This is a genomic window from Abiotrophia sp. (assembly GCF_057275535.1).
In genome coordinates, this window is sequence record NZ_DBHIRJ010000004.1 from 64,255 (window position 1) to 89,444 (window position 25,190).

The window sequence follows — 25,190 nt, forward strand, 5'->3', positions numbered from 1 at the left end:
CTTATATCCCTCCCATGCCCAGCGCTTGCTTGAGTGCTGGCAGGTATTTGCGGCTAACGCCAAGTTTGATTTTGTGGGTCATTAAGGCCACCATATTGCCAGAAAATCCCATTTCAAGCGTGTGCAGATGGTTGATATTGAGCAGGGCGCTCTTGGAGACTTGGACAAAGTCTCGCCCGTCTAAGCGTTCCAACATCTTATTGAGCTGGCCTTTGACTAGGTAAGTAGCCTGTTGGGTATAGACGGTCAACTCATTCTGGTAGACTTCCATGGCAATCAAATCTTGACTAGCCACCATGATAGTCTTGTCATCGACTAAGAGAGGAAGCCGTGTAAGGCCCGAAGAGGCATTTTGATTTTCTTCCAAAAGCTGTAGGACTTGCAGGGCCTCCGCGTTAAGCTTAGCCGCTTCCACCGTCACATTGACCGTATCAGGGGCTAGTTGTGGATTGGGCTCAAATCGTATATTCACAGGGACTTCCTCCTAAAACAGCGTCTTCCCTCCTATTATAGACTATGTAAGGCTAGTTTGCGACTGAATTTGCCTAAGATTGGCATGAGAATGAGGAAGAGGAGGCCAAAGCCTAAGAGAATGAGGACTTCCTGGCTAGCGCTGGTTAAGAAACCAACATCCAAGCCGACACCGGTATGGCGCAAGATTTGTTGTAACATGAAGTCAGGCACCTGCTGGGTCATGGCAGCTTGCGTAGGCGCCAGGAGAATGTGACGGAAGAGAGAGGAGAAGTAAGGGGCGGGTGTGACTTGAATGACCCAACGACTTGCTTGTGGTAAGAGACCTAGCGGCAGGTAGACGCCAGCAAAGAAGCCAAGGGAAGTGGATAGTAATAACATGACATGGCCGAAGCTGGTCACGCTTGTGACGAAGCCAAAGAGTAAGACATTGAAGCTAGTCCAAACCAGGGCTGACAAGACCATAGCGCCCAAGAGTTGAAGTAATTGCAAACCTGATAGGGTCATGCCAGCCGTGAGAGCGTAGTAGGTAAATAATAAGCCTAGGGCAAGAACCTGCATAATCAAACTGATTAAGGCACTGGCTAGGAAGTAGCCAAATTGCATTTGATTATAGCTTAAATCAGTTAAGAGGAAGTCGGCTAGGACACCTTTTTCTTTGTCCGCCACCATTTGACTGAGGCCTGCTGCGCTAGTGGTCGCTCCGACGATGGCCAAGATTCCCCCTAAGAGCCAGTAATCCAAGAAGGTATTAACGCCAGGCAATTGTGGCCATGAAGAGGCCATGTTGTCCTTGAGGAAGGCTAGGTAGAGAATGAAGGTGATGAGGGCACCTAAGAGTGAGAAGAAGACACGACTCTTTTGGATGAAGTAGAGGCGAAGGCAACGAAGTGTGAAGTGTAACATATTAGCGGATCTCCCTTCCGGTTAAATTAATAAAGAGGTCATCGACACTACCGCGATGGTATTCAAAGTGCTTAATGAGTGGGCGGTAACGATCTAAGAGGGGCCAGACGGATTGTTCAGGCTTGAGGTCAACCTTCAAGAGCGGACCATCTAAGCGGACTTGGTAGTCGGGGGCAAGTTCTTGGGCCAAGGCTTGTGGATCTTCAAGATCTAAGCTTAAGGTGTCATAGGCATATTGAGCCTTAAGCTGGCTAACCGTGTCGGCTGCAATCAAGTGACCGTGGTCAATAATGTAGACATAGTCGGCATTTTCTACTTCTTCTAAGTAGTGGGTGGTTAAGAGGATGGTCAGACCTTGTTCTTGGCGTAGGCGCAAGAGAGCATCCCAGATGACATTCCGTGTCTGAATATCTAAGCCAGTTGAGGGCTCATCCAGAATTAGGAATTTAGGCTGGTGAACCAAGGCGCGCGCAATATCGACACGGCGGCGTTGGCCACCAGATAAGGTACCATAGCTTTGCTTCAAGATTGACTCGAGTTCAAAGACTTGGATTAGGAAGTCCAGCTGGCTGGCTTCAAAGTTACGATAGCATTTGGCCCGACTTAAGAGGTTTTGGCCAACAGTTAGATCTTGGTCTAAAATGCTGTCTTGGAAGACCACGCCTAGTTGGCGTTGATAGTCTGAACGGGAGAGTTGCTGACCTTGGAAGATAATAGAACCCTCGCTTGGGGACAAGAGGCCCGTTAGCATCTTAATAGTGGTGGATTTACCGGCACCATTGGGACCTAAGAGGGCTACTAATTGACCTTGAGGGATGGATAGGTTGAGTTGCTGTACGACGGTTTTGTCGCCGTAGCGTTTGGTTAAGTTTTGGGTTTGAATTAACATGGGGGTGTCCTCCTTTACTACAGGCTTATCTTACCATGATGTTTGGCCCTTGAGTTGATAAAAAAGCTAAGTGGTCAAAATTGGGGCTTAAGTGGTAAGAGAGGGGGGCCAAAATGCAAGAAGTGGGAAATGAAGGAGTTTAGGAGGAGGCTATCTGGCAAAAAATACTCAATCAGTCGGTCATTTTTTTGATTATCTTTTGGATGGCTTGTTTACTTAAAATGATAGCGAACAATCTAATAAAGAGAGCGCTTTTACGGGGTGCTAGGCTTTCTTTTAACGAGCCAAGTCCAGCCTAATATGGTATAATAGGGTCAAGAAATTTAAAAGGAAGTGCCCTAATGTCTCAATATGATGTGAAGCAAGTGGCTTGCCACCAATGTCAGGCACCAATCGACGTCAAGGTCTATGAAACAATCGATGTCACTGACCAGTCACCGGAACGTGAAGCCATTCTGTCTGGGGAATTTTTCAAAGTAAAATGCCCTGAGTGTGGCTATGAGGGCATGGCGGATTACGGCTTCCTCTATCAAGATTTACAAAAGGGCCTTGTCCTCTTCTACGAACCAGATCCTAGTTTTTTTGAAGAAGATGTGCAAGTATTGAAGGACACCTTCACCCCTGAACAGATGGCTGTCACCACTATCCGGATTGTACACGGCTTGCCTAATCTCTGGGAGAAGATTCAAATTCATGAGGCGGGACTAGATGACCGCATTGTAGAGTTACAAAAATACTTGGTCTTTGCTGGTTTCCACCAACAAATGCCAGACCAGCCTATTAAGCATATTCTTTATCAAGTGGCCAAGGAAGGCAAAGCCCAATTTCTGCTGGGGGATGACCGAGAATTGGTCGCGACGGTAGCCTTTGACCAAGGCCAGTATGACCTAACCAAGGACAGTTTTGCCCAGGAGCTAGCCCGCTACGGTGGCGGCTTCTTCATCAATCAGCAATGGGCGGAATGGCTCATGGCCCAACTAGAGCAAGACCAAGACTAGGTGATGAGAATGAATCAACAAAGTTCAGAAACCATGGCGGCCATCAATCGTTTCCGTGATCAACGTCATTGGCGACCATATCATAATGAGAAGGATTTGGCTATATCGATTGCGATCGAAGCCGCGGAATTGATGGAAATCTATCAATGGCGAACGCCTGAGGAAGCTAATAGTCAAGACTTAGAACATATTAAAGAAGAAGTAGCAGATGTTTTAATCTATACTTATATGCTGGCAGATAATTTAGGCCTGGATATTGACGACATTATTGCGGATAAACTGCGTAAGAATGCCATCAAGTACCCAGCCCCGCCAACAGCATTAGATGGAGCTACTGCTGAGTAGCTTCTTTTATATTTAAATCACATCTTCGCAAAATGTGGTGACGTTCTTCATATCTTTTTCATATACGTGGTGTAAACTATGAATTGTAGAAAAGTAATCACTTGTTCTAGTAGAGAACAAGGAAATGTTTGGAGTGAGTGAGTATGTTGAAATTTATGCAAGCAATCCAAGCCCATCGTAACTCACAGGTCCTGGCTTGCCAATTGAATCGTTTGAATCAGGATGCCCAAACACTCACCTATCAGGACATGTGGCTAGCCGTTGACCAATTAGCAGGCTGGTTGCAGGAGACCTTAGGCCAGGACCGTTCACCCCTAGTCGTCTACGGACATAAGCATCCCTACATGTTGGTTTATTTCTTGGCTTGTCTCAAGTCAGGTCATGCCTACTGTCCCATTGATTTGTCCATGCCGCTGGACCGGGTGGCCACTATTATTGAAAAGTTGGCGCCGCCTTTGGTTCTTACGACCGAAGACCTGCCCCTAGATTGCCGGCAGCTTAACTTAGCCCAAGCTCAAGCTATCGTGCAAGCAGGTGGCTATGATGCGCCAGCAGAAGAGCAAGCTGTCCAGGGCTTTGAGACAGCCTACATTATCTATACTTCGGGCTCAACTGGCCAACCTAAAGGAGTCTGTGTCTCAGCCGAGAACCTAGATAATTTCTTGACTTGGTATCTGCCACTGATTCCAGCCCAACCAGGAGAGACTCCTGTATTCATTGGGCAGCCTCCTTATTCTTTCGACCTGTCGGTCATGAGTGTCTATCCTGCCCTCTGCATGGGTGCCACCTTATACCAATTGGACAAGGACTTGTTAAGCAATTATGGGGCCTTATTCGATTGCTTCAAGCAGTCGGGCATTTCTACTTGGGTGTCCACGCCGTCCTTTGTGGATACTTGCTTGGCTGATCCGCAATTTAGTCAAGAACTCTTGCCCCAAGTCAGACGTTTCGCCTTCTGCGGTGAGAAACTTCAGGCTCGTACGGCTCAGGCCCTCTTGGATCGTTTCCCACTGGCCAAGGTCTATAATTCCTATGGGCCAACTGAATCGACCGTTATGATGACCTGGGTGGATATCGACCAAGCCCTGATTGATGCTTATCCCGACAATTTACCGGTTGGGCGTGTCCGTCCTGGCAGTCAGGTCAAGTTGCTGCCCCTAGAAGAGGCAGAAGAAGGCCAGGGTGAAATTCAAATCATTGGGGATACGGTCGCTCAAGGTTATTATGGGCAACCGGAATTGACGGCCCAGAAATTTGGCCAAGTTGGTGGTCAACCTGCCTATAAGACAGGGGACGTGGGTTACTTTGAAGATGACTTACTCTTCTGTAATGGTCGGATTGACTTCCAGATTAAGTGGCATGGCTACCGAATTGAACTGGAGGACATTGATGCCAACCTAATCAAGCATCCTCTAGTCAGCCAAGCCATCACCCTACCTAAGTACGAGGGTGATACGGTCAGAAGTTTAGTCAGCTTTGTGGTTTATGACCAGGTCATCCAGCAACGTTTCCAAACGGTGCGTGAACTCAAGGCGCATTTGAAACAGACCTTGCCAGACTACATGATTCCTAAGAAAATCGTCTTTCTGGATAGCCTACCCCTTAATCAAAATGGTAAGGTCGACCGGAAGGCCTTAGGAGGGCTCTTATGACCTACTTTGGCGATGAAAAGTTTGCTCTGATAGCAGCGATTTTCTGCTTAGGCGGACTGGTAATTCGTTGGCGTCAGTGGCCAATCAAATATTGGCTGGCCCTAGGCTCCTTGATTATCTATGCGGGTGTCTTCGGCGCAGATCTCCAACATTTGGCAGTCTCGCTCGGCTTCATGGTCTTTCAGTATGGCTTGATTCAATATCAATTTCGCCACCCTAAGATCAAGTGGCCAGTCTACCTGTCCTTTCTGCCCTTGGTTTTGGCCAAGCTGCATGAAATTTGGCCTATCTACAGCTTTGGCTTTGTCGGCATCTCCTACCTATCTTTTAAGGTGGTGCAGATTCTGCTAGAGACCCAGGACGGCCTCATTAAGGAATTGTCCTTGGTCGATTACCTGAGCTTCCTGCTCTTCTTCCCAGTTGTCAGTGCCGGACCTATTGATCGCTCCAAGCGCTTTGTGGCGGATACGGAGAAAATTCTGGACTGGAAAGACTATTGGGAACTGCTGGGCCTAGGTAGTTATCGCCTGCTACTTGGGGCTGTCTACAAATTTGTCATTGCTGCCGTCATTTTCAAGTGGCTGTCGGCTTTGCAGGTTGGCAATTATTTTTACTATTTGATTAAATACGCCTACGGCTATACCTTCTATTTATTCTTTGACTTTGCTGGATATAGTCTCATGGCAGTAGGGCTCAGTAACCTGCTAGGGATTGAGACCCCAATGAACTTTAAGCAACCATTCTTGGCCATCGATATTAAGGATTTCTGGAATCGTTGGCACATTAGCTTATCCCAATGGCTGCGGGACTTCGTCTTCTCGCGCGTCATGATGAATTTTATTCGTCATAAGCGTTTCAAGACCCGGCTTAATCGGGCCATGGCAGCCTATATGGCCAATATGCTCTTCATGGGCTTTTGGCACGGTTTCTCCTTCCATTATATCCTCTATGGTTGTTACCACGGGGTTTTAATGGCTGGCTTTGAAGCCTATCAGAAGAAATCAAAATTCTATAAGAAATACAAAAACCACTCCCTCTACAAGCTAGTAAGCTGGGCAGTGACTTTGCAATTGGTTGTCTTGGGGATGTTCATCTTCTCCAATAAATTTCCGGAAGTCGTAGGGAAGTGGCTAGGATTTGGACAAGGTTAGGAGTGAGAGTATGGAAGAACAAGTGTTAAGCCTCTTAGAAGAATTGTGTGAAGATGAAGTGGTGCGTGAGGATTTGGATATCAATCTCCGTGACGAAGGGCTCTTGGATTCCTTAGGTTTCGTTGAGATGCTAGTGCGGATGGAAGAAGTCTTCGGCTTCGCAACGGCACCAACGGAGGTCACCTATGAAGAGATTGATACGCCACGTCGAGTCATAGCCTATGTTAAGAAACGAGTGGCTGCTCTATGATTAAAATGAAGGCCTTAGTCTATGCCATTTGCTTAGCCATTGTCAGCATGATTGGCCTCAATGCTTCCTTGTCCGGGGCCTACCAGGTGCCAGATAACAGTATACGTTACGGCCGGCAAGTGGAGAAAAACCAGAGTAAGGATATTTTGACTCAAAATATGGACGCCCAGACCTTAACAGTCTTCGGTTCCTCGGAGTTGGTCCAAACCTTTAAGGAAAACTTCGACCCTAGCGTGGTCTTCAACTACAAGGACTTTCACCTGATGGAAATTGGCCGCGGGAATTATCGCAACCTAACCTTGGCTTCTATCTTGGGTTCTGTAGGGGATAATTTACCTCAACAAAAAGCGGTCTTATTGGAATCCCTGCAATGGTTTACCAAAGAAGGAGTACCACCTAACGCTTTACTCTATCGTCTGTCTTTTGAGCATGTTTATAATACCTTAAGTAATCCTAAGGTGACGGAAGAACACAAACGTGCCTTTATTGATCGTCTGCTAGAAGCCTCGACTCAGCATCCCCAAGTGCACGATGCCTTGGCTCGCTATAAGAAGGCCCTGCTAGATGAGCCAGATAATTGGCTAGAGAATCAATGGGCGCGGGCTCATTACCAGCTAGATGTCTTCAAGAACAAGATTCGCTATGCCCTAGCTGACAAGGATCCTCTGCCATTGGCAGGTGATAAGACACCGGATTATGATTGGGATCAACGTTATAAGACCATTGCCCAGCAAGAAGGGGCAGCAGACAAGACCAACAATAATGAATTTCAGGTTGAAAATCATTATTACACCAATGAAATTGGTCAAGATTTAGAGAAGTTTAAGAACAGTGATGTAGGAAAATACGTCACCGATTCACCAGAAATGAAAGACTTGAACATATTCCTCGACATCGCTCAAGACTTGGGCGTGGATGTCCGTGTCGTCCTCCTACCCGTTAATGGTAAGTGGTATGACTACACCGGCTTCCCTAAGGAAGACCGCCGAGCTATCTATGAGGCAATCAAGCAAGTGCTGGATCAACGTGGGATCAAGTATTATGATTACCAGGATGATGATTACGAGCCTTATGTCATGCAGGATATGTTGCACTTAGGATGGAAAGGATGGACTCGCCTTGAAAAAGATCTTTATGAATATGGTAAGCAAGATTAAATCCTCCAAAATTCTCCAACTCATTCTGTGGATTGCGATTTTCTACGTATTGATTATGATCCTCGTCATCTACGGATTGGCTAAGGATACTGGAGGCGTGCAGCCTTACATTTATAGTAGTTTCTAAGAATTTAGGACTAGGTCAGCTGACCTAGTCCATTTTTTATGCCTTAATCGTTTGAGTGGTCCTGCCAAGACAAAAAGACTATAATAGAGCTAAGAAAATAAGAAAAGGGGAAGTGCTATGACACATAAAGTAGAACGTGATCTGATTAAGACAGACCTTTTCCAGGCAGTCAATGGGGCCTGGTTAGAGACGGCTATAATCCCGGATGATAAGCCAACAACGGGCGGTTTTTCGGATTTGGCCGACAAGGTAGAAGCCGACCTGATGAAGGATTTGGCCGACTTGATTGATCAGCCTGACTCACTGACCAAGATGCAAAAGGAAATGGTTGCTTACTATCAGTTAGCCTTGGATAAGGAGGGCCGCGCTGCTCTGGGTATGAGTCCCTTGCGTCCTTACATTGAGCGCATCCAAGCACTGACCTCAGTAGCTGACCTGACTGAGTGGGCTAAGACCGGTATTTTAGAAGGCCTACCAGGTCCCTTCGGCCTAGGCGTGATCCAAGATATGGCGGATTCCAATCGCTATGTGGTGCATTTGGGCCGACCAGGCTTGATTTTGCCTGACCGGACCTACTATGAACCCGACCATGCGCAAGGACAGCAATTGTTGGCAGTCTACCGCCAAGTAGCCTTGGACTTACTGGCTTTATTAGGCTTGGACGTGAAAGAAGCAGTGGAACTGGTGACAGCCGGCATGGCCTTTGATGCCCGCCTAGCCCCTTATACCTTGTCTAAGGAAGAAGCGGCAGAATATGTGGTCTTCCACAACCCTCGCAAGTTGGATCAAGTGGCGGCTTACTCCGACCAAATCGACTTCAAGGCAGTGTTGGAGTCCGTCTTAGGTGGCTTGCCTGAGACCCTAAACGTGGGCGAACCTAAATTCTTCGAGGCCTTCAAGGAACTAGTAGATCAAGCTGATTTAGATCAACTAAAGGCTTGGCTGACCTTGCGTCTGGTTACGGGCGCAACTAGCTATCTGTCTGAAGAGGCGCGGGCTATCAGCCATCGTATGACCCAGGCCTTGACTGGCAACCCAGCCATGAGACCTTTTGAAAAATTGGCCTACAGCCATGTCAATCAAGCCTTCGACCAAGTCTTAGGTGACTTCTATGCCCAACGCTACTTTGGCCCTGAAGCCAAGGAAGACGTGACCCAAATGGTTAAGAACATGATTGCCATTTATCAAAAACGCCTAGAAACCAAGGAATGGCTTAGCCCTGCCACTCGCGAAAAGGCCATTCTCAAGCTACAGAAAATGGACCTCTTAGTGGGCTATCCAGACAAGATTCCGCCAGTTTATGAGGAGTTAGTCGTCGGCGACCGCAACTTCTTCCAGGCTTCCATCTTCTTTACTCAAGTAGCAACCCGCTATAACCTCAGCAAGTGGAACAAGCCAGTGGACCGCGACCTCTGGGAAATTAGTGCCAACACGGTCAATGCCTACTATGATCCATCTAATAACTTAATCTGCTTCCCAGCGGCTATTCTGCAGGCACCATTCTATAGCCTGCAACAATCAGCTAGCGCCAACTATGGGGGGATTGGGGCTGTGATTGCCCATGAAATCTCCCATGCCTTCGACAATAATGGCGCCCAGTTTGATGAGACCGGTAGCTTGTCTAACTGGTGGACGGAAGAGGACTTGGCTCACTTCAACAGCCTGGCCGATAAGATGATCAAGCTCTGGGATGGGATTCCATTTGGCGACGGCAAGATTAATGGGACCTTGACTGTGTCTGAAAATATTGCGGATGCGGGTGGCCTAAGCTGCGCCCTAGAAGCAGCTCAAGCGCTGCCGGATGCTGACTTGGAAGACTTCTTCTTCAACTGGGCCCGCGTCTGGTGCCGCAAAGCACGACCAGAGTATGTTAACCTGCTCCTCAACATTGACGTTCACTCGCCAGGTGAGTTACGGGCCAATATGGCACCTAAGAACTTGGCGGCCTTCTATGAAACCTTCGGGATTGAGCCCGGCGACGCCATGTACTTGGCACCTGAAGACCGGGTGACGATTTGGTAATCTCAAGATAATAAAAAAGCCCCCGGCTCATGGACTTAGCGCCATGAGTCGGAGGGTTTTTCTTTTAGCCATTAAAGGCATTGACAATGGTGTCGACATTCTTAATCATAACGGAAATGGAGCCGTCTGGATTGTTAATGAACTCAATAACATCAGGGTCATCGTAGAGTTCAGTTGGCACCATGAGCTCGATGCCATTAGCCAGCTTGAATTTCTGCTTGGCGTACTTCTTCTCATATTTAGGCACGTTGTTGACTGCAATCTTGGTTGGGACTTCTCGTTTGACTAGGGCCTCACGCGCCGCGTCCTGGGCGCCTAGGTTGTCCTTGAAGACCTGGCGGGTAATTTCTTCCGCATTGATGACATGGTCCTCTTCTAACTGCTGCAGAATGACCTTCTGAGTAGTCGCTAGGGCTTGATAAGGCTCTTGGTCAAATTGCTTGGCGGTATCGGCGACTGCTTTTTTGATTTGTTTGATTTGTTGAGGCGCTGCTTGAGGTGGGGCGATTTCCAGAATACGTTCGGATAGGTAGAGGCAGCGTTTGCCTTCGATGACATATTGCTTCTCTAGAATTTGGTAGTCACCAGTGGCCAAGTTCAGCAAGAAAAATTCCGATGGCGTCTGAGTGGGGCTAGGGAGAATGGCGTGGTGCATGACCAACTGATTGACTAATTGCGATTCGGCCGAGAGAAAATGGGTCACCTGACTAGAGTAGTCCAGACGTATCAGGCCGAAATAGCGCTGCTCATGGTCGTCGCTAGCCTCGAAGAAGAGATAGTCAGCAGCAGCAATTTCTTCCGCTGGCCCAATCAGATCGAAGAGCTTATCGGCCAGATTAGTAGACTTGTCAATCAGGCTAGTTTGGTCATCCTTGAGATTGGCCCAGAGGGCACTATCTGCTTCAAGCTTGGCGCGTTTGGGTTCTGCCTTTTGGACCTTGGTCAGGAGCTTATCCAGGTAGGTCCGAATCAGGGTCGAGGACAAGTCCATGGCTTCCTGGGACAGGAAGAGATTACCAGCATCCTTATCCAGGATGTGGAGAATGGCTTGGTGAATGTACATGTTGGGGAATCCTTTCTAGTGAAGAAAAAGGGGGCAGGAGCCCCCTAATATTTGTGATGCTTAGACGCGTTGGCCGACAAAATGGACCATGTCATCAACGACTTGACGGGAAGGGGTCGTCATGACATAGAGACTGTCCCCAAGTAAATCAGCGAAGGCCTGCGGAATGCGGGCAGTCATCTTGATCTGGTCAGCGAATCGATCCAGGATGTCTTGGTGGCTGGCCACATAAGTATGCTCATCGCGACGGGCTACCGCCAGGCAGTAGCGACCATGGGCGGTTTGCTTAGGCAGCTCTTGGCCTGTCACTAGCTTAGCCCAATAATCGTAGAGGTCAATATCATGGGCATAGTTGTAGATGTCGATACAGAAGCCACCTGCTGGGCGGTTGTTGTATTCAATGGCGATAAAGTCATCGTCCGGCGTCCGGAAGAATTCGATATGGAAGAAGCGTTCCTTCATGCCAAAGGACTTGATGATGGCATGGCCATATTCAGGCAACTTAGGATGGAGTTCCTTCTCAATATAGAAGGCGTTGTCCTTACGCTCCAAGACTAATTCCAGTGGTGGATAGTAGTAGGTCAGACCGGTTTCGAAGACAATATTGCCCTGGGCATCAATCAGACCATCAAAAGTCGTTACCGTTGGATAAGAGACAAACTGCTCCAGGAAGTAAGGAGTGGACTCGCCCCAAGTAGCCTTGAATTGGGCCACATCTTCTGGCGTCATGAGCTTGTAGGTAGCGGCTGCCCCCACGCCATTGTCAGGTTTAGCGATTAGTGGCAGGCCTAAGTCTTGAACTGCTGCCTCGATTTCTGAAGTCTGGCTAACCACACGACCGTCCACGACCGGTACGCCAGCCTTGCGGAAGTATTCTTTCATGACGGACTTGTACTTGGTCTTAGTCAAGTCTTGGGGTTTGACACCAAAGATATTGAACTGCTGACGCAAGCCTGCATCCAATTCCAGCCAGTATTCATTGTGGGACTCAATACGGTCGATTGGTCCATACTTGTGGAAGAAGAAGGCGACCGCACGCGTGACTTGGTCCAGGTCTTCCAGATTATCCACCCGAAAATATTCAGTCAGAGTCGCTTTGAGCTCATGGTTGAGTTGTTCATAAGGTTCCTGGCCAATCCCTAGGACATTGACGCCATGTTGGCGTAACTTATAGGAAAAGGGCTGGAAGTTAGCAGGGTAGTAGGGAGAAATAACAATATAGTTCATAGGGAATCCATCCTTTCTGCTAGGGTCAGGGGCCTTTAGCCTACCATTCTTCGCTTAGGAAACGTAGGCAATCGGGTAGATAGGTTGCCCAGGCTTCTTCACTGTGGGTGGCGTCAGCCGCAATAATAAGTTGGAGTCGGTCCTGTGGCATGCCACCAGCCAGTAATTGTTGATAGTAGCTGAGGGAGGCGTTGATGTAAATTTGCTTCATGTTACCATGGGTCAGGTCGCGGTCGGTGTCGTCTCCTTCCTGGGTCCCCACTTGGATAAAGATGCGTTGGCTAGGGTCTAGCTTTTGGCGGCTAATGTAACGGTTGAAGGCTTCCACGGTTAACCAGGAGGCACTAGAGAAGACCCCTAGGTTACCAATCTGGTCCGCATATTCCAAGCCCATAAATTGGGTGATATTACCACCCAAGGAAGATCCGGCCATGGCTGTGTGGCGTTTGTCAGGCTTGGTCCGGTAGTGGCTATCGATGAAAGGTTTGACCACATTCATGACGAAGTCAGCATAATTAAGGCCCTTGCCCCCAAGGCGCATTCCTTCAGGAATCGGGGTGTTGGTGAAAGGCCAAGGTGAATATTCGTTGAGGCGGTTTTCGTTATCATTGTCAATCCCGACCACAATCATTTGGGGGATGTCAGGATTCTTCTTGATGGCTGGAATAATTTTCCAGGAGTGGCCACTGAAGGACTCACGGCTGTAGAAGACATTCTGGCCGTCATGGAAGTAGAGAACAGGGTAGGACTTGTTCTCGTTCTTCTGGTAATCCTTAGGTAGGAGGACCCGAATGCGACGGGCTTTGTTGGTATAAGGGACAGTTAATTCATGGGTATGCATTTCTAGGTAAAAATAGGCTGCGTGATGCATGGCAGGGCTCCTTTCTTAGTCCTCCATATTTTAACATGAAGCCAGGGTCTAGGCTAGGAATTTTTGGCCGGGTCAAGCCTTAAGAATATAAAGAAAATGTGAAGAAGGCTAGAAAGTTCTAGGACGAGGCCAAAACGTAGGCTTATAGGGACTTAATTCTATCCCAAAAGATAGTAAGTCTGTAAGAAGTGCCTACTAGTTTTTAATAGGGTGAGCTTTTTATAATATAGATGTCTTTATCTCTCTATCCCAACGAAAGGAGTTTATGATGTATCAAGAAACGTTTGATTTAGAATCTGTCACGCTCAATGTGATCAATTTGCCCTATATGGTGGCCTTCTATCAGCAGGCTTTAGGCATGGCTATCTTAGAAGAAAGTCCTGAGCGTGTAGGCTTAGGCGTCCAAGGCAGTGACCGGCCCTTGCTCTACCTAGAAGCAGTGGCCGCGCCACAGGAAAGCCAAGCCCGTTACGGCCTCTATCACGTGGCCTATCTCTTACCAAGCCGGGAGGACTTGGGGACTTTCCTCGTTCATGCCATCAAGCAAAACCTGCCCCTGATTGGGGCTTCCGACCATGGCTACTCTGAGGCTATTTACCTAGAGGATCCGGAAGGCAATGGCATTGAAGTCTATCGCGATAAGCCAATCAGCCAATGGGAGATTGAATCGGACGGGCGTATCCCAGGCGTGACTCTAGAAATGGACGGTCAAGGCGTCTACGACAGTGCCAAGCCACTTGATGGGCCCTATAAAATGCCTGAAGGTTCACGCATTGGTCATATTCACCTCAGCGTCCAAGATAGTAAGCGAGCGGCCGTCTGGTGGAATCAAGTGCTAGGCATGGAGACTAAATTCCATATGTCTTCAGCGGCTTGGATGTCCTCTGGGACCTATCATCACCAGTTAGCTGCCAATCAATGGGCAGGTAGCCGTCTAGCACCACAAGAACAAGACCAAGCAGGACTTAAGCACTTTAGTATTGTCGCTAGCTCGCCTCAAGAAGAGACCGCAATCGTTAAGCGCGCCCAAGATTTGGGAGCTAAAGTGCAAGCGCTAGAAGGGGGCTGGCAAGTAACCGATAGCAATGGGATTAGCCTAGTTTTACGGCGTTTGTAATCTTGTCTATGCCTGTGCCTTAGGCTATAATAGTCTAGCGTAAGGAGGTTATGGCATGAAATTTTATTCTTATGACTATATGAAAAGTCGAATCAACTTAACGGACTGGTTACAATTGACTATTTTCGTTGGCTTGGCTATCTTAATTGGCTTGGCCATATGGTTTTACTACCATCGCAACAAGGATTCTAAGTACCAAGAATTAGCCATCATTGGGATTATCTGCTTCTTTATTTTAGCAGGGACTCGTTGGCAAGATGCGCAAGATAAGCAAGCAGCCATTAGCCAATATTCTGGGGCTAGTCACTTGATGGAAGAGGTGGCTGAAGATTTGGGGACTAAGCCCGAATTGCTCTACCTTAATACGGAAGCAGCGGCCGACGGAGGCATTATCAAATCCGGTGACCGCTACTATCGGACGATCATCGATAGGGAAGGTCACTACATTCTTGAGGAAATGGCAGTTCAGGTGCCTAAGATCGAATTGGTGGAGGTAGAACCATGACATTGAATTTTTTAGATATCGCCATTAAGTTAGCCTTAGGCTTGTTGGCCTTGGTTGTAGTTATTAATTTGACAGGCAAGGGCAATTTGGCGCCGGCTTCGGCCAGTGACCAGGTCCAAAACTATGTCCTAGGGGGCATTATTGGTGGGGTTATTTATAATCCTGGTATTTCTGTCCTGCAATTTCTAATTATTCTCATGATTTGGTTAGTGCTAGTTCTGAGCTTCAAATGGCTGAAAACCCACAACCAACTTCTGAAGAAGACCATTGATGGGGAACCAACGGACTTGATTAGCCGTGGCGTCATCGATGTGGAAGCGACACGAGCAGCGGGTCTAACGGCTCAAGATTTGGCCTTCAAATTGCGTAGTCAGAATATCTACTCTATCAAGAAGGTTAAACGAGCAGTGATCGAACAAAATGGCAGCCTTAATATTGTGGTTTACGGTGAGGAAAATCCTAAGTATCCTCTCATTACAGACGGACATATTCAATATAAAACCTTGGATTCTATTGACAAGACCGAAGAATGGCTGATGCAAGCTATTGCAGAGGCAGGGCAGGAAGATGTGGCCAAGATTTTCTTGGCAGAGTATATTGATGGTAACATCACCATAGTGGAATACTAGCCATGCGTCTGGATCAAGTCATGAATCAGGCGGGACTAGGTTCCCGTAATCAAGTTAAGCGGCTGCTTAAGAGCTGCCAGGTGCAAGTCGATGGCCAGGTGGAGCGCCGACCTAATCGTAATGTGGATCCTGGCCTACAAGAAATCAAAGTCCAGGGAAGAATCTTGACCCAGCCGGCCGAGACCTATTGGCTATTACATAAGCCCAAAGGAGTCTTAACGGCAGTCAAGGATGACCGCTTCACTACGGTCATTGACTGCCTGGCTCCTCAAGATCAGGCACCAGGCCTATATCCGGTAGGCCGTTTAGACCGTTCTACCACTGGCCTGGTCTTTCTGACAACCAATGGCCCTTTGGGTTATCGCATGCTGCATCCCCAATACCATGTGGAGAAGGAATACCAGGTGGTCGTTAATGGCCCGCTGACCCAGGACCATGTGGCTAGTTTTGCGCAAGGCATTCTGATTGACCAGGATCGGCCCTGTGCGCCAGCCCGCTTGGTGATTGAGACGTCTGGTCTGCAAGAAAGTCGGGCTCGATTAACCATTCGGGAGGGCAAGTTCCACCAAGTTAAAAAGATGTTCCTGTCGGTGGGCGTCAAGGTGACGCAGCTTCACCGTCTGCGCATGGGCCATCTAGTCCTAGACCAGGACCTAGCCCCTGGCGCCTATCGGCCACTTAAGCAAGAAGAACTGGCACAATTGAAGCACTATCTTTAAGGATAGTAATGGGAAATATTTAGCAAAAAGTCAATAATCATTGAGAAAATAGGCGTTTAGCCGTATAATGTATAGTATCAAAAACAGAGTGAGGAGTGTTGAGAGTGAAAGAAATCGTCATTGTCGGTGCTGGTTATGCCGGTATCTCGGCCGCTCGTAAATTGGGTAAGACCTTCAAGAATGACGCGGATGTTAAGATTACTTTGGTAGATAAGCATGCCTATCATACCTACATGACTGAATTGCATGAGGTAGCAGGGGGGCGTGTGGAAGCTAACGCGGTGAAGTATGACTTGCAACGTATCTTCAACAAATACAAGAAAGTACAACTAGTGACGGACACGGTTGTCGGAATCGATGAAGCCACCAAGACTGTCCAAGGTGAAAGCTACAGCTATCATTATGATTATTTGATTTTAGCCATGGGTGGCGAAGCTAACGACTTCGGCGTCGCAGGTGTTAAGGAAAATGGCTTTACCCTCTGGTCACTGGCGGCAGCAGAGCGCATTCGGGCTCACATCAAGGAGTGCTGTGCCAAGGCAGAACACGAACCTAACCAAGCTAAACGTCGTGCCTTACTCAGCTTCATCGTCTGCGGTGCAGGCTTTACCGGGGTTGAAATGGTCGGTGAGCTGATCGAATGGGTACCTCGCTTAGCTAAGGATTACCACTTAGATGAAGAAGAATTCTCTGTTCACTTGGTAGAAGCTGCGCCAAAAATCTTGGCTATGGTGACTGAAAAGGAACAAGACAAGGCCATGCGTTACATGACCAAAGTTGGTATCAAAGTCTCAACTGGTGACGGGATTCAAGCCGTTAACAAGCATAACGTAGAGTTAGCGTCAGGCAAGACCATCGACAGCTACACCACAATCTGGACTGCCGGGGTGCAAGGTAATACCGAAGCCAAGGTCTTTGGTTTAGAGACTGGCCGGGCTAACCGTCTGGTGGCTGACCAATACATGGAAGCTAAGGACCACCCAGGTATCTATGTGGTAGGGGACTTGGTTTACTATGAAGATCCAAATGAAGGCGGTCGTCCAACTCCGCAAATCGTTCAGGCAGCTGAACAAACTGGGGAAACCGCAGCCCACAACATCATTGCCGATATCAAAGGAACGGAGAAACATGCCTACAAGGGTAAATACGATGGCTTTATGGTCTCTATTGGCTCCCGTTACGGGGTGGCCTTCCTCATGGGCAAATGGCATTTGACTGGATTCTTCGCGATGTTGATGAAGCACTTAGTCAATGTGCTCTACTTCTTCACCATTCGTTCCTTCTACTACATGTGGACCTATGTCCGTCATGAGTTCTTCAAGATTAAGGACAAACGCAACATTTTCCGCGGACACTTAGCTGCTCACGGTAACATTCTCTGGTCAGTACCATTGCGTTTCTTCTACGGGTCTGTCTGGCTCTTAGAAGGGCTCAAGAAGGCCTTCGGCCTCTGGGGGACTACTAACTGGTTTGGGGATAAAGTTGTCTTCCCATTTGCTTGGTTACAAGAAACTGCAAATGCTGCAGCATCTGCTGTGACTTCTGGGGCATCTGAGGCAGCTAGCTCTATGTCATCTGTTGTGACTTCTGGTGCCTCTGAAGCTGTGAGCTCCGTATCTTCTGCTGTTACTAGTGGTACTTCTGAAGCAATGAGTTCTGCAGCTAGCTCTGCTGGCGGGGCAGTCGCTCAAGCTAGCCATGCAGTCTTCGGCCTCAGCTACGCTTACGGGGAAAGTCCAAAACCTGTCTTAGATGGCATGCCAGATTGGTTCGCGGCGATTATGCGCTTCTTCGTGCCTAACCGCGATATGGCCCTATTCATGCAAAAATTCATGACCGTTATGGAAATCTTAATTGGTTTAGCCTTGATTGCGGGTCTCTTCGTCTGGTTAATCAATGCCGGGACTGTGGTCTTGGTTACTATGTTCTGTCTCTCAGGTATGTTCTACTGGGTTAACATCTGGTTTATTCCAGTTGCTATCGCCCTTATGAATGGCTCTGGTCGGGCCTTTGGTCTGGACTACTGGGTAATGCCTTGGTTAGGTAAGAAGCTGGATCGATGGCTCTATGGCCGAACCAGTCACCACTATGGGCCACCAGCCTAAAAAATCAAGTAAATAAGGAGGCCCCCGCGTGGGGCCTTACTTTGTAAGAGGCGCTAGTATCTTCTTACTAACTAGAAAGGAGGCCACCCATGGTTCACCCGATATGGGAGTCTTTACCACTTATTCAAGAGGAACTCGTGGCGGTCAAAGCCCTGATGAAGTCAGAGCTCCAGCTTAAAATCCCGGATGTCCGGGAGAAAATTTTGGCCTATATGGATGCCCCAGGCAAGTACCTGCGAGCCGGACTCTGTCTGGCTATGGCCCAGCTGAGCCCAGAGGGCATCACCCAGTCCAAACGCTATATTGCGGCAGCCATTGAGGTTCTGCATCTGGCCACGCTCATTCATGACGATGTCATTGATGAGGCGGATACTCGCCGGGGCATTGAGGCCCTTCATATCCAAAAGTCTAACCGCCTGGCCATCTATGCGGGCGACTATCTGATGACCTATGCGGCTCGCTTGATTCAAAAGAGCCAACAGGAATTTGACCGTAATCCTCTGGATGCCTGGGTTATGGAGGGGATTCTGATTGGGGAGCTGAACCAACTTGCCAACCAATACCGTCAGGGTATGACCATGTATGATTACCTACGACAGATTCGAGGCAAGACGGCCCTCTTATTTGCAGCCGCGACTTTCTTCGGCTACTATAGCCTGAGCCAGTCAGCCCTGCAAAATCGTCAGGCCTTCTATCTGGGCCAAGCAATTGGCATGGCCTTTCAGCTCAGAGATGACCTAATTGACTACCAGGTGGATGCCAAGGTCAGTGGCAAACCCCGTATGCAGGATGTTCAAAATGGTATCTATACGGCGCCCCTAATTTTAGGCTTGCAGGCGGATCCGAGTCTACGCCAAGAACTTAAGGAGCGGGGGCAGCCTTGGAGCCAGCACGAGCTAGACCGGCTCTATCAAGCCCTAGTGGACTTGGGGACTTTGACAGAGACAGAGCGCCTGGTAGACAACTATCTAAGCAAGGCTGAAAAACGCCTAAGAGGACTAGGGGGCAAGCAAGAAATCCAAACACTGGTCAACTTACTCAATCAAGTGATGAAACGACACTTTTAAGAGGGGCTTGTCATGGACATGAGGCCCAAATTGCGTTAAACTATAAGATGTAAACATATACAGTAAAGGGGTAATTGGAATGAAAAAATCATTGTTAAAATCAACCATGCTCTTAGCAGCAGTTTTATCTTTAGGGACTAGCTTGTCTAGCGTGGTTTTAGCGGAAGATGCTAAACCAGCAGCAACCACTACTTTTGAAGTCAAAGACTTGAAAGACGGCGAATACACCGCTGTTTCTGATGCTGACGAACGTGGCTGGAAACTCCACCACACCATCGTGGTCAAAGACGGTAAAGTCGCTTCTTCTAACTACGACTATGTCAACGACAAGGGCGAGAAGAAGTCTGAAAACGCTGAGTACAACGACAAAATGAAAGAAAAAACTAAAGTTTCTGCAGCTGAAGCCATGAAGAAATTAGACGAAAGCCTGGTAAAAGACGGCAAGGCTGATGTAGTGACTGGCGCAAGCCACACTAGCGAAGTTTTCTTCTTCTCTACTAAGGTTCTCTTGAAACAAGCCAAAGAAGGTAAGACTGGCGAAGTCAACATCTCTAAATTACCACTTCAAGATGGTGAATACACTTTGGAAGCACCAGCTGACCAACGTGGTTGGACTACCAAGTTCGTCCTCACTGTCAAAGACGGTAAAGTAGAAAAAGCAGACTACGACATGTACAAAGACGGCAAACGTAAGTCTGAAGATGCTGACTACAACAAGATGATGGCTGACAAGGCTAAAGTCTCTTACGCTGATGCAGTTAAGAAATTAAACGAAGCCTTAGTTAAGTCTAGCAATGCCAATGTAGATGTTGTGACTGGGGCAACCAACACAACTAACGCCTTCAAGACCTATGCTAAACAATTGTTAGAAGCAGCCGCTTTAGGTGAAAAAGAAGTCATCAAAGCTGCCGTTGTTGGCGAATAATAAGAAGTGAAGGGAGGCTGGGATTGTTCCCGGCCTCTATTTTTATGGCTCCAAGCAGAGCCTGCCTGATCTATCAGGTAAGATTAGCTAGGTGGTAGACCAAATAGGCTGTCACCAAAAAGGAGTAAATATGAAGAAAACAACTATAATGCAGGGCTTGGCTTTGGGCCTCTTAATCTTAGGCTCCTTGAGTCCCGTTTGGGTTAGTGCTGAGGAGACCAGCAGCAGCACCAGCCAGTCTGCTAGCAGTGCCAGCTCAGAAGCAAGTTCGGAGCCCTTACCAGTGGTGACCACACCCTTGATGCGGGCTGAGACCAAGCTCCATACGGCCGTCACCCTGCAAATTTTCCATGAGGGGTCAGAGGCAGAAGCAGCCATGACCGAAGCCTACGACTACATGGACCGCATGGAGCAACTGCTGTCGACCAACTTGGAAGGGTCAGATGTCTACCGCATTAATCAGGCGGCAGGCCATGAGGCGGTCAAGGTCGACCCAGCCACCCTGGCCATTATTAAGCAAGCTCTGGAAACGGCCCAATTGTCAGGCGGTCGCTTCGATATTTCCATTGGGGCCGTGTCCAATCTCTGGAAAATTGGTGATGTGGATGCGCGCAAGCCTAGTGATCAAGAAATTCAGGCAGCCCTGCCTAAGATTGACTACCGCAAAATCACCTTAGATGAGGCAGCCCAAACGGTGCGTCTAGAAGAAGAGGGCATGGCCCTAGAATTGGGCGGCATTTCCAAAGGTTATATTGCTGACGGTATTCGCAATATCTTCGCCAAGCATGGGGTCAATACGGCCATTATCAACCTGGGCGGTAATGTCATTGTTATGGGCACCTCGCCATCCAGTCCTGAAGGTTGGAATGTTGGGGTCCAAGACCCTGATGAGGTTCGGGGTCAAGTCGTGGGAACCAAACGGGTCATTGACGGGACAGTCGTGACTTCTGGAATCTATGAACGTTATGTGGAAGTGGACGGCGTCCGCTATCACCACATCCTGGATCCTAAGACGGGCTATCCGGTGGATAATGACCTGTCGGGGGCGACTATTTTTACCAAAGTATCGCTCAAGGCCGATGCCCTGTCGACCACGCTCTTCCTCTTGGGGACCAAGGATGGTCTGGCCTTTATCGAGAGCTTGGATGGAGTTGAAGCTGTGCTGATTGATAAGGATCACGGGGTTCATGTGACCTCTGGCCTCAAGGATAGCTTCCAACTAACGAATGAGGGGTATCATCTTGTTGAAGATTAAGCAAAGACTCGCGATATTCTTTGAATTTGTCGAGCTCAGAACCAAGGTAGCCAGCGTCTTCCCTATGCTAGCGGGCTTCCTCTGGACCTATTACCGCCTAGGACGCTTCAATTGGGTCAATGCTGGCCTCTTCGCCTTGGCTGTGCTGAGCTTCGATATGTGTACGACCGCTATCAATAACGCCGTTGATTACCACAAGGCAGTGGACCTGGATTACAAGACCAGTGAGAATGTCATTGGGGTCTATCAATTAGATTTTGGGCAAATGGTCCGGATTATTTTTGGCCTTTTGGCCTTCTCGGTTATCGTCTCCCTGGTCATTGTCAGTCGGACCGATATCCTTTTGCTAGTGCTTGGTGGCCTCTGCTTCCTAATAGGGATTGGCTATACTTATGGGCCTATGCCCTTGTCGCGCCTGCCCCTAGGGGAAGTCTTTTCAGGCCTCACTATGGGTTTTGGCATCTTCTTCCTAGCCGTCTACATGACTGCCTACGACCAGCTGTTGTGGAGCCAGTGGACAGGCGGGATGGTGACCATTGGCTGGAACTGGGCCCTGACCCTGGAGCTCTTCTGCTACAGTCTGCCCCTAGTCAGCCTAATTGCCGGTATTATGCTAGCCAATAATACCTGTGACTTGGAAGTCGATATCCGTAACCACCGATTCACCTTAGTTTATTACTTAGGCAAAGCGCGAGCGCTAGCCCTCTATACGGGATTGCAAGTCCTGCCATGGCTAGTCCTGGTGAGCCTAGCCCTGACCGGTCGCCTGCCTCTGTGGGGCTTGGTGGCCTTGGCTGGGCTGGCCATTCACTGGCCCAAGGTCCTAGCCTTCCGCGCCAAGCAGGTCAAGCGGGAGACATTCGTCTTGTCAGTCCAATCCTTCGTCTTGGTGGCCAGCCTCTATTGTGCCTGGTTGCTGCTGGGCATTTTCCTATAAAGTATGCGAGCCACTATCCCTTTCTACCAAATGGGATAGTGGCTCTTTTGATATGGGGGAGCAATCAGGGATGATGGCTTGCGGAAGACAAAAAACAGTAAGCCATTTGGCTTACTGTCTTGCTAGCTTATTGCTGTTCTTTTACATATTGCTGGATGGCATCACAGACATATTGGGCGGTGCCAGCCCCAAACTTATCGATGTTTTGTTTGAAGTCTGGATTCTGAACGTAGCCTTTGCCAATACTTGCGAACACCTCAAGCGGGCAGTCAAAGGCGTATTGGCACATATGTTGATGCAGTTTTTCGGCTAAAGCGACATTCTCTTGAGCCGTGGCACTGATACCGTTTGCCAGGTTGTCAGCAAAGGCAAAGAAACAATGATTGAAGCCATCTGCAATTTCTTGTTCTTTTCCTTTTTGTTTTTCAATCGCTGCCTCAACGACTTCTTTACCATACTTGTCCTTGGCTGCTTGCTCGTATTGTTGATTTTCATGGTAGGTGAATCCCTTAAATTTCTCTTGTGTTGACATTGTAACACTCCTTTCTTGAGCCTCGATGGTCTTTTCCAATGTTTCAATCAATGTCAGGAGTTTTTGTTTTTCTATCTGCATTAAATCCAGTTGCCGTCTCAGGTGATAGAGGACCTCGCTATCCTCTTCTTGGAGCAGTCCCTTGATCTTCTTCAGCGAAAATCCCAGGTGCTTATAGAATAGAATCATCTGTAAAAGTGAGAGATCGTCCTCAGAATAGTACCGGTAGCCATTCTCTCTCTTTTGAGGAGACAGTAGGCCAATCTCGTCATAGTGGTGTAAGGTGCGCACTGAAACCCCACTTATTTTGCTCACTTCTTTAATCAAATACATAGACTTACCTCCTAACACACATTAATAATATACCCTTACGTTACGTTAAGGTCAACGCCTTTTTTTAAACTAATTTTCCCCCTAGCAAAATACGGCGTGTTAAGCACATTTTACCGCCAAATGGTGGACACGAGTAGGTGACTAGAACAGAATGGCTGACTACCCATCCAGGGGCGCGCCTACTTAATGATGCCTACAATGCTAGCCCAACCTTCGTCTTGTCAATCCAATCCTTTGTCCTAGTGGCCAGCCTCTATTGTGTTTGGCTGGTGCTAGGCATCCTCTTGCCTTAACTATATTTAAAGCCTACCTAGCTTGGATGATAGGTCCGAGTTAGGGAGGCCTTTTGGCCCCTAAAATAGTCTTCCTTTCAGTGCAATTTGTGGCGAAATGGTGTAAACTAGTAGGTGATAAGACAAGAATGGAAGTGACTGTATGAAAGCAATCCGTCTCATGGATGTTGTAAAATATACCAAGGCCATCGACTATACGGCCAAAGATCGTCAGATTTCAATCACCAGCGTCGAATTTGATGCCCGCAAGGTGACACCTGGCTCTCTATTCGTTCCGCTAGTAGGGGGATCGACAGACGGCCATTCCTATATTCAACAAGCCCTCGATAATGGGGCCGTGGCTACCCTCTGGTCCGCAGACCCAGCTCAGGCACCTAGCGATGACCTGGCAGTGGTTTTCGTAGATGATACCCTCCAGGCCTTCCAAGACTTGGCTAACTTCTACCGTCGGGACCTTAATCCTATTGTGGTAGGGGTAACGGGTTCAAATGGCAAGACCACGACCAAGGATATGACCGCCATGGTTCTCCAAGCCAAGTACAGGGTTCACAAGACCCAAGGTAACTACAATAATGAGATTGGCTTGCCTTATACCTTACTTCAGATGCCAGAAGACACCCAAGTGGCGGTCATCGAGATGGGCATGTCCGATTTCGGGGAAATTAAGCAACTGAGTGAGATTGCCCAGCCTGATATTGCGGCCATCACTCTGATTGGTGAGAGCCACCTGGAATTCTTGGGTTCCCGTGCTGGGATTGCCCAGGCTAAGTTGGAGATTCTATACGGCCTCAAGCCAAATGGCGTCTTGCTCTATCCAGCTAATGAGCCACTTATTGAGTCTGAAATGCCTGAAATTGACCAACCAATTTACCTACGTTCCTTTGGCTTCACAGACCATGCCGATGCCTTTGCCTATGACATGGTGGAGGAAGTGGACCGGACCTACTTCAAGACCAATCTGGAACCTAACGTCACTTGCACCATTCCAGTCCTAGGGGCCTACAATGTCAGCAATGCCCTGATTGCCCTTAGCGTGGCGGAGCTATTGGATGTGCCACTAGAACAGGCAATCTTCCAATTAGCCAACTTCCAATTGACGGCTAACCGCCTAGAATGGTTGACCACCCACCAAGGGGCGCGCCTACTTAATGATGCCTACAATGCTAGCCCAACCTCCGTCTTAGCCGTGTTGAAGAGCTTGGCTGCCCTTAACTTGGCGCCTGGCCAACGCCGAATTGCTGTCTTAGGGGATGTGCGCGAACTAGGTGAAGCCAGTGCCCAACTGCACCGTTCCCTAGCCCAAGGCCTAGCGCCAGAAAGCTTCGAGCGGGTTTACCTCTTCGGTCCAGAAATCGTTAGTCTCTACGAGGCCTTGCAAGACCGCTATGAAGCCAGCCACCTCTTCTACGAGCCAGCTGACCACAGCCGCTTAATTGCGCAATTGCAGGCTGATTTGACAGATAAGGACCTAGTCCTAGTCAAGTCTAGCTTCGGAACAGATCTCTTGCAGGTAGTCACTGCCCTAACTGGCAAGGAGACACACTAGAAGAAAAGAAGAGCGACAAGCAGGAGATAGCTTGTCGCTTTTTTGCATAGCATGAAGGTGGATAGGGGGCCGATGGCTACGCTAGCACTTTCTGGGGC

The 25,190-nt window shown here is 48.4% G+C and carries 25 protein-coding genes; 18 read left to right on the forward strand and 7 right to left on the reverse strand.

Features of this window, described 5'->3' with window-relative positions:
- Position 1: 1 nt before the first annotated feature.
- Genes ACO53F_RS03995 through ACO53F_RS04005 form a run of 3 tightly spaced genes read right to left on the reverse strand, consistent with a single transcriptional unit; the run spans position 2 to position 2,266 of the window.
- The gene (locus tag ACO53F_RS03995; protein WP_485137400.1) at positions 2-472 is read right to left on the reverse strand and encodes a LytTR family DNA-binding domain-containing protein; all 471 of its coding nucleotides are present in this window, start codon (positions 470-472) and stop codon (positions 2-4) included.
- 35 nt (positions 473-507) lie between these two features.
- Positions 508-1,377: an ABC transporter permease gene (locus ACO53F_RS04000; RefSeq protein WP_485137401.1), complete on the reverse strand. Its 870-nt coding sequence runs from the start codon at positions 1,375-1,377 to the stop codon at positions 508-510.
- Position 1,378: 1 nt separating this feature from the next.
- The gene (locus ACO53F_RS04005) at positions 1,379-2,266 is read right to left on the reverse strand and encodes an ABC transporter ATP-binding protein (protein ID WP_268444672.1); all 888 of its coding nucleotides are present in this window, start codon (positions 2,264-2,266) and stop codon (positions 1,379-1,381) included.
- A 341-nt stretch (positions 2,267-2,607) separates the two neighbouring features.
- On the opposite strand from ACO53F_RS04005, the gene ACO53F_RS04010 reads away from it, so the two are divergent.
- The 7 genes from ACO53F_RS04010 to ACO53F_RS04040 all read left to right on the forward strand — a co-directional run bounded on the left by ACO53F_RS04010 (position 2,608) and on the right by ACO53F_RS04040 (position 9,968).
- Positions 2,608-3,264 (forward strand): CpXC domain-containing protein, encoded by a 657-nt coding sequence (locus ACO53F_RS04010; protein WP_298076729.1) that lies wholly within the window; start codon positions 2,608-2,610, stop codon positions 3,262-3,264.
- Positions 3,265-3,273: 9 nt separating this feature from the next.
- Positions 3,274-3,609 (forward strand): nucleotide pyrophosphohydrolase, encoded by a 336-nt coding sequence (locus tag ACO53F_RS04015; protein ID WP_485137402.1) that lies wholly within the window; start codon positions 3,274-3,276, stop codon positions 3,607-3,609.
- Positions 3,610-3,752: 143 nt separating this feature from the next.
- The gene (gene dltA, locus ACO53F_RS04020) at positions 3,753-5,261 is read left to right on the forward strand and encodes a D-alanine--poly(phosphoribitol) ligase subunit DltA (protein ID WP_485137403.1); all 1,509 of its coding nucleotides are present in this window, start codon (positions 3,753-3,755) and stop codon (positions 5,259-5,261) included.
- A complete protein-coding gene (gene dltB, locus ACO53F_RS04025; RefSeq protein ID WP_485137404.1) occupies positions 5,258-6,412 on the forward strand; it encodes a D-alanyl-lipoteichoic acid biosynthesis protein DltB in 1,155 nt (384 codons plus the stop codon). The genes dltA and dltB overlap by 4 nt, the downstream gene beginning before the upstream one ends.
- 10 nt (positions 6,413-6,422) lie before the next feature.
- Positions 6,423-6,662 (forward strand): D-alanine--poly(phosphoribitol) ligase subunit 2, encoded by a 240-nt coding sequence (gene dltC, locus ACO53F_RS04030; protein WP_070756071.1) that lies wholly within the window; start codon positions 6,423-6,425, stop codon positions 6,660-6,662.
- Complete coding sequence (gene dltD, locus ACO53F_RS04035; RefSeq protein ID WP_485137405.1) at positions 6,659-7,819, forward strand: D-alanyl-lipoteichoic acid biosynthesis protein DltD; 1,161 nt, start codon at positions 6,659-6,661, stop codon at positions 7,817-7,819. Before dltC ends, dltD begins: the two co-directional genes overlap by 4 nt.
- 244 nt (positions 7,820-8,063) lie before the next feature.
- On the forward strand, positions 8,064-9,968 hold the full coding sequence (locus tag ACO53F_RS04040; protein WP_485137406.1) for a M13 family metallopeptidase: 1,905 nt from the start codon (positions 8,064-8,066) through the stop codon (positions 9,966-9,968).
- A 64-nt stretch (positions 9,969-10,032) separates the two neighbouring features.
- Here ACO53F_RS04040 and ACO53F_RS04045 read toward each other — a convergent pair whose 3' ends face one another.
- Genes ACO53F_RS04045 through ACO53F_RS04055 form a run of 3 tightly spaced genes read right to left on the reverse strand, consistent with a single transcriptional unit; the run spans position 10,033 to position 13,129 of the window.
- Positions 10,033-11,031, reverse strand: a complete 999-nt coding sequence (locus ACO53F_RS04045; RefSeq protein ID WP_485137407.1) for a nucleoid-associated protein — start codon at positions 11,029-11,031, stop codon at positions 10,033-10,035.
- A 60-nt stretch (positions 11,032-11,091) separates the two neighbouring features.
- The gene (locus ACO53F_RS04050) at positions 11,092-12,258 is read right to left on the reverse strand and encodes an ATP-grasp domain-containing protein (RefSeq protein WP_485137408.1); all 1,167 of its coding nucleotides are present in this window, start codon (positions 12,256-12,258) and stop codon (positions 11,092-11,094) included.
- A 40-nt stretch (positions 12,259-12,298) separates the two neighbouring features.
- The gene (locus ACO53F_RS04055; protein ID WP_298076741.1) at positions 12,299-13,129 is read right to left on the reverse strand and encodes an alpha/beta hydrolase; all 831 of its coding nucleotides are present in this window, start codon (positions 13,127-13,129) and stop codon (positions 12,299-12,301) included.
- A 268-nt stretch (positions 13,130-13,397) separates the two neighbouring features.
- On the opposite strand from ACO53F_RS04055, the gene ACO53F_RS04060 reads away from it, so the two are divergent.
- From ACO53F_RS04060 to ACO53F_RS04100, 9 genes are all read left to right on the forward strand, one after another.
- Entirely contained in the window at positions 13,398-14,246 is an 849-nt protein-coding gene (locus ACO53F_RS04060) for a VOC family protein (protein ID WP_485137409.1), read from the forward strand.
- 55 nt (positions 14,247-14,301) lie between these two features.
- Positions 14,302-14,751 carry a DUF3290 family protein gene (locus ACO53F_RS04065; RefSeq protein ID WP_485137410.1) on the forward strand — a complete coding sequence of 150 codons (450 nt, stop codon included), beginning with the start codon at positions 14,302-14,304 and terminating at the stop codon, positions 14,749-14,751.
- Positions 14,748-15,380: a DUF421 domain-containing protein gene (locus tag ACO53F_RS04070; protein WP_023391597.1), complete on the forward strand. Its 633-nt coding sequence runs from the start codon at positions 14,748-14,750 to the stop codon at positions 15,378-15,380. The genes ACO53F_RS04065 and ACO53F_RS04070 overlap by 4 nt, the downstream gene beginning before the upstream one ends.
- 2 nt (positions 15,381-15,382) lie before the next feature.
- Positions 15,383-16,099: a pseudouridine synthase gene (locus ACO53F_RS04075; protein ID WP_485137411.1), complete on the forward strand. Its 717-nt coding sequence runs from the start codon at positions 15,383-15,385 to the stop codon at positions 16,097-16,099.
- A gap of 104 nt (positions 16,100-16,203) precedes the next feature.
- Complete coding sequence (locus tag ACO53F_RS04080) at positions 16,204-18,204, forward strand: FAD-dependent oxidoreductase (RefSeq protein WP_485137412.1); 2,001 nt, start codon at positions 16,204-16,206, stop codon at positions 18,202-18,204.
- An 89-nt stretch (positions 18,205-18,293) separates the two neighbouring features.
- Complete coding sequence (locus ACO53F_RS04085; protein ID WP_485137413.1) at positions 18,294-19,271, forward strand: polyprenyl synthetase family protein; 978 nt, start codon at positions 18,294-18,296, stop codon at positions 19,269-19,271.
- Between the two features lie 79 nt (positions 19,272-19,350).
- Positions 19,351-20,196, forward strand: coding sequence for an FMN-binding protein (locus tag ACO53F_RS04090; protein ID WP_298076747.1), 846 nt, complete (start codon positions 19,351-19,353; stop codon positions 20,194-20,196).
- Positions 20,197-20,326: 130 nt separating this feature from the next.
- Positions 20,327-21,451 carry an FAD:protein FMN transferase gene (locus ACO53F_RS04095; protein ID WP_485137414.1) on the forward strand — a complete coding sequence of 375 codons (1,125 nt, stop codon included), beginning with the start codon at positions 20,327-20,329 and terminating at the stop codon, positions 21,449-21,451.
- Positions 21,423-22,388, forward strand: coding sequence for a UbiA family prenyltransferase (locus ACO53F_RS04100; RefSeq protein ID WP_485137415.1), 966 nt, complete (start codon positions 21,423-21,425; stop codon positions 22,386-22,388). Before ACO53F_RS04095 ends, ACO53F_RS04100 begins: the two co-directional genes overlap by 29 nt.
- 127 nt (positions 22,389-22,515) lie before the next feature.
- Here ACO53F_RS04100 and ACO53F_RS04105 read toward each other — a convergent pair whose 3' ends face one another.
- The gene (locus tag ACO53F_RS04105) at positions 22,516-23,253 is read right to left on the reverse strand and encodes a MerR family transcriptional regulator (RefSeq protein WP_485137416.1); all 738 of its coding nucleotides are present in this window, start codon (positions 23,251-23,253) and stop codon (positions 22,516-22,518) included.
- Between the two features lie 137 nt (positions 23,254-23,390).
- On the opposite strand from ACO53F_RS04105, the gene ACO53F_RS04110 reads away from it, so the two are divergent.
- Positions 23,391-23,546, forward strand: a complete 156-nt coding sequence (locus ACO53F_RS04110) for a hypothetical protein (RefSeq protein WP_485137417.1) — start codon at positions 23,391-23,393, stop codon at positions 23,544-23,546.
- Positions 23,547-23,688: 142 nt separating this feature from the next.
- Positions 23,689-25,092: a UDP-N-acetylmuramoyl-tripeptide--D-alanyl-D-alanine ligase gene (locus ACO53F_RS04115; RefSeq protein WP_485137418.1), complete on the forward strand. Its 1,404-nt coding sequence runs from the start codon at positions 23,689-23,691 to the stop codon at positions 25,090-25,092.
- Positions 25,093-25,190 lie beyond the last annotated feature (98 nt).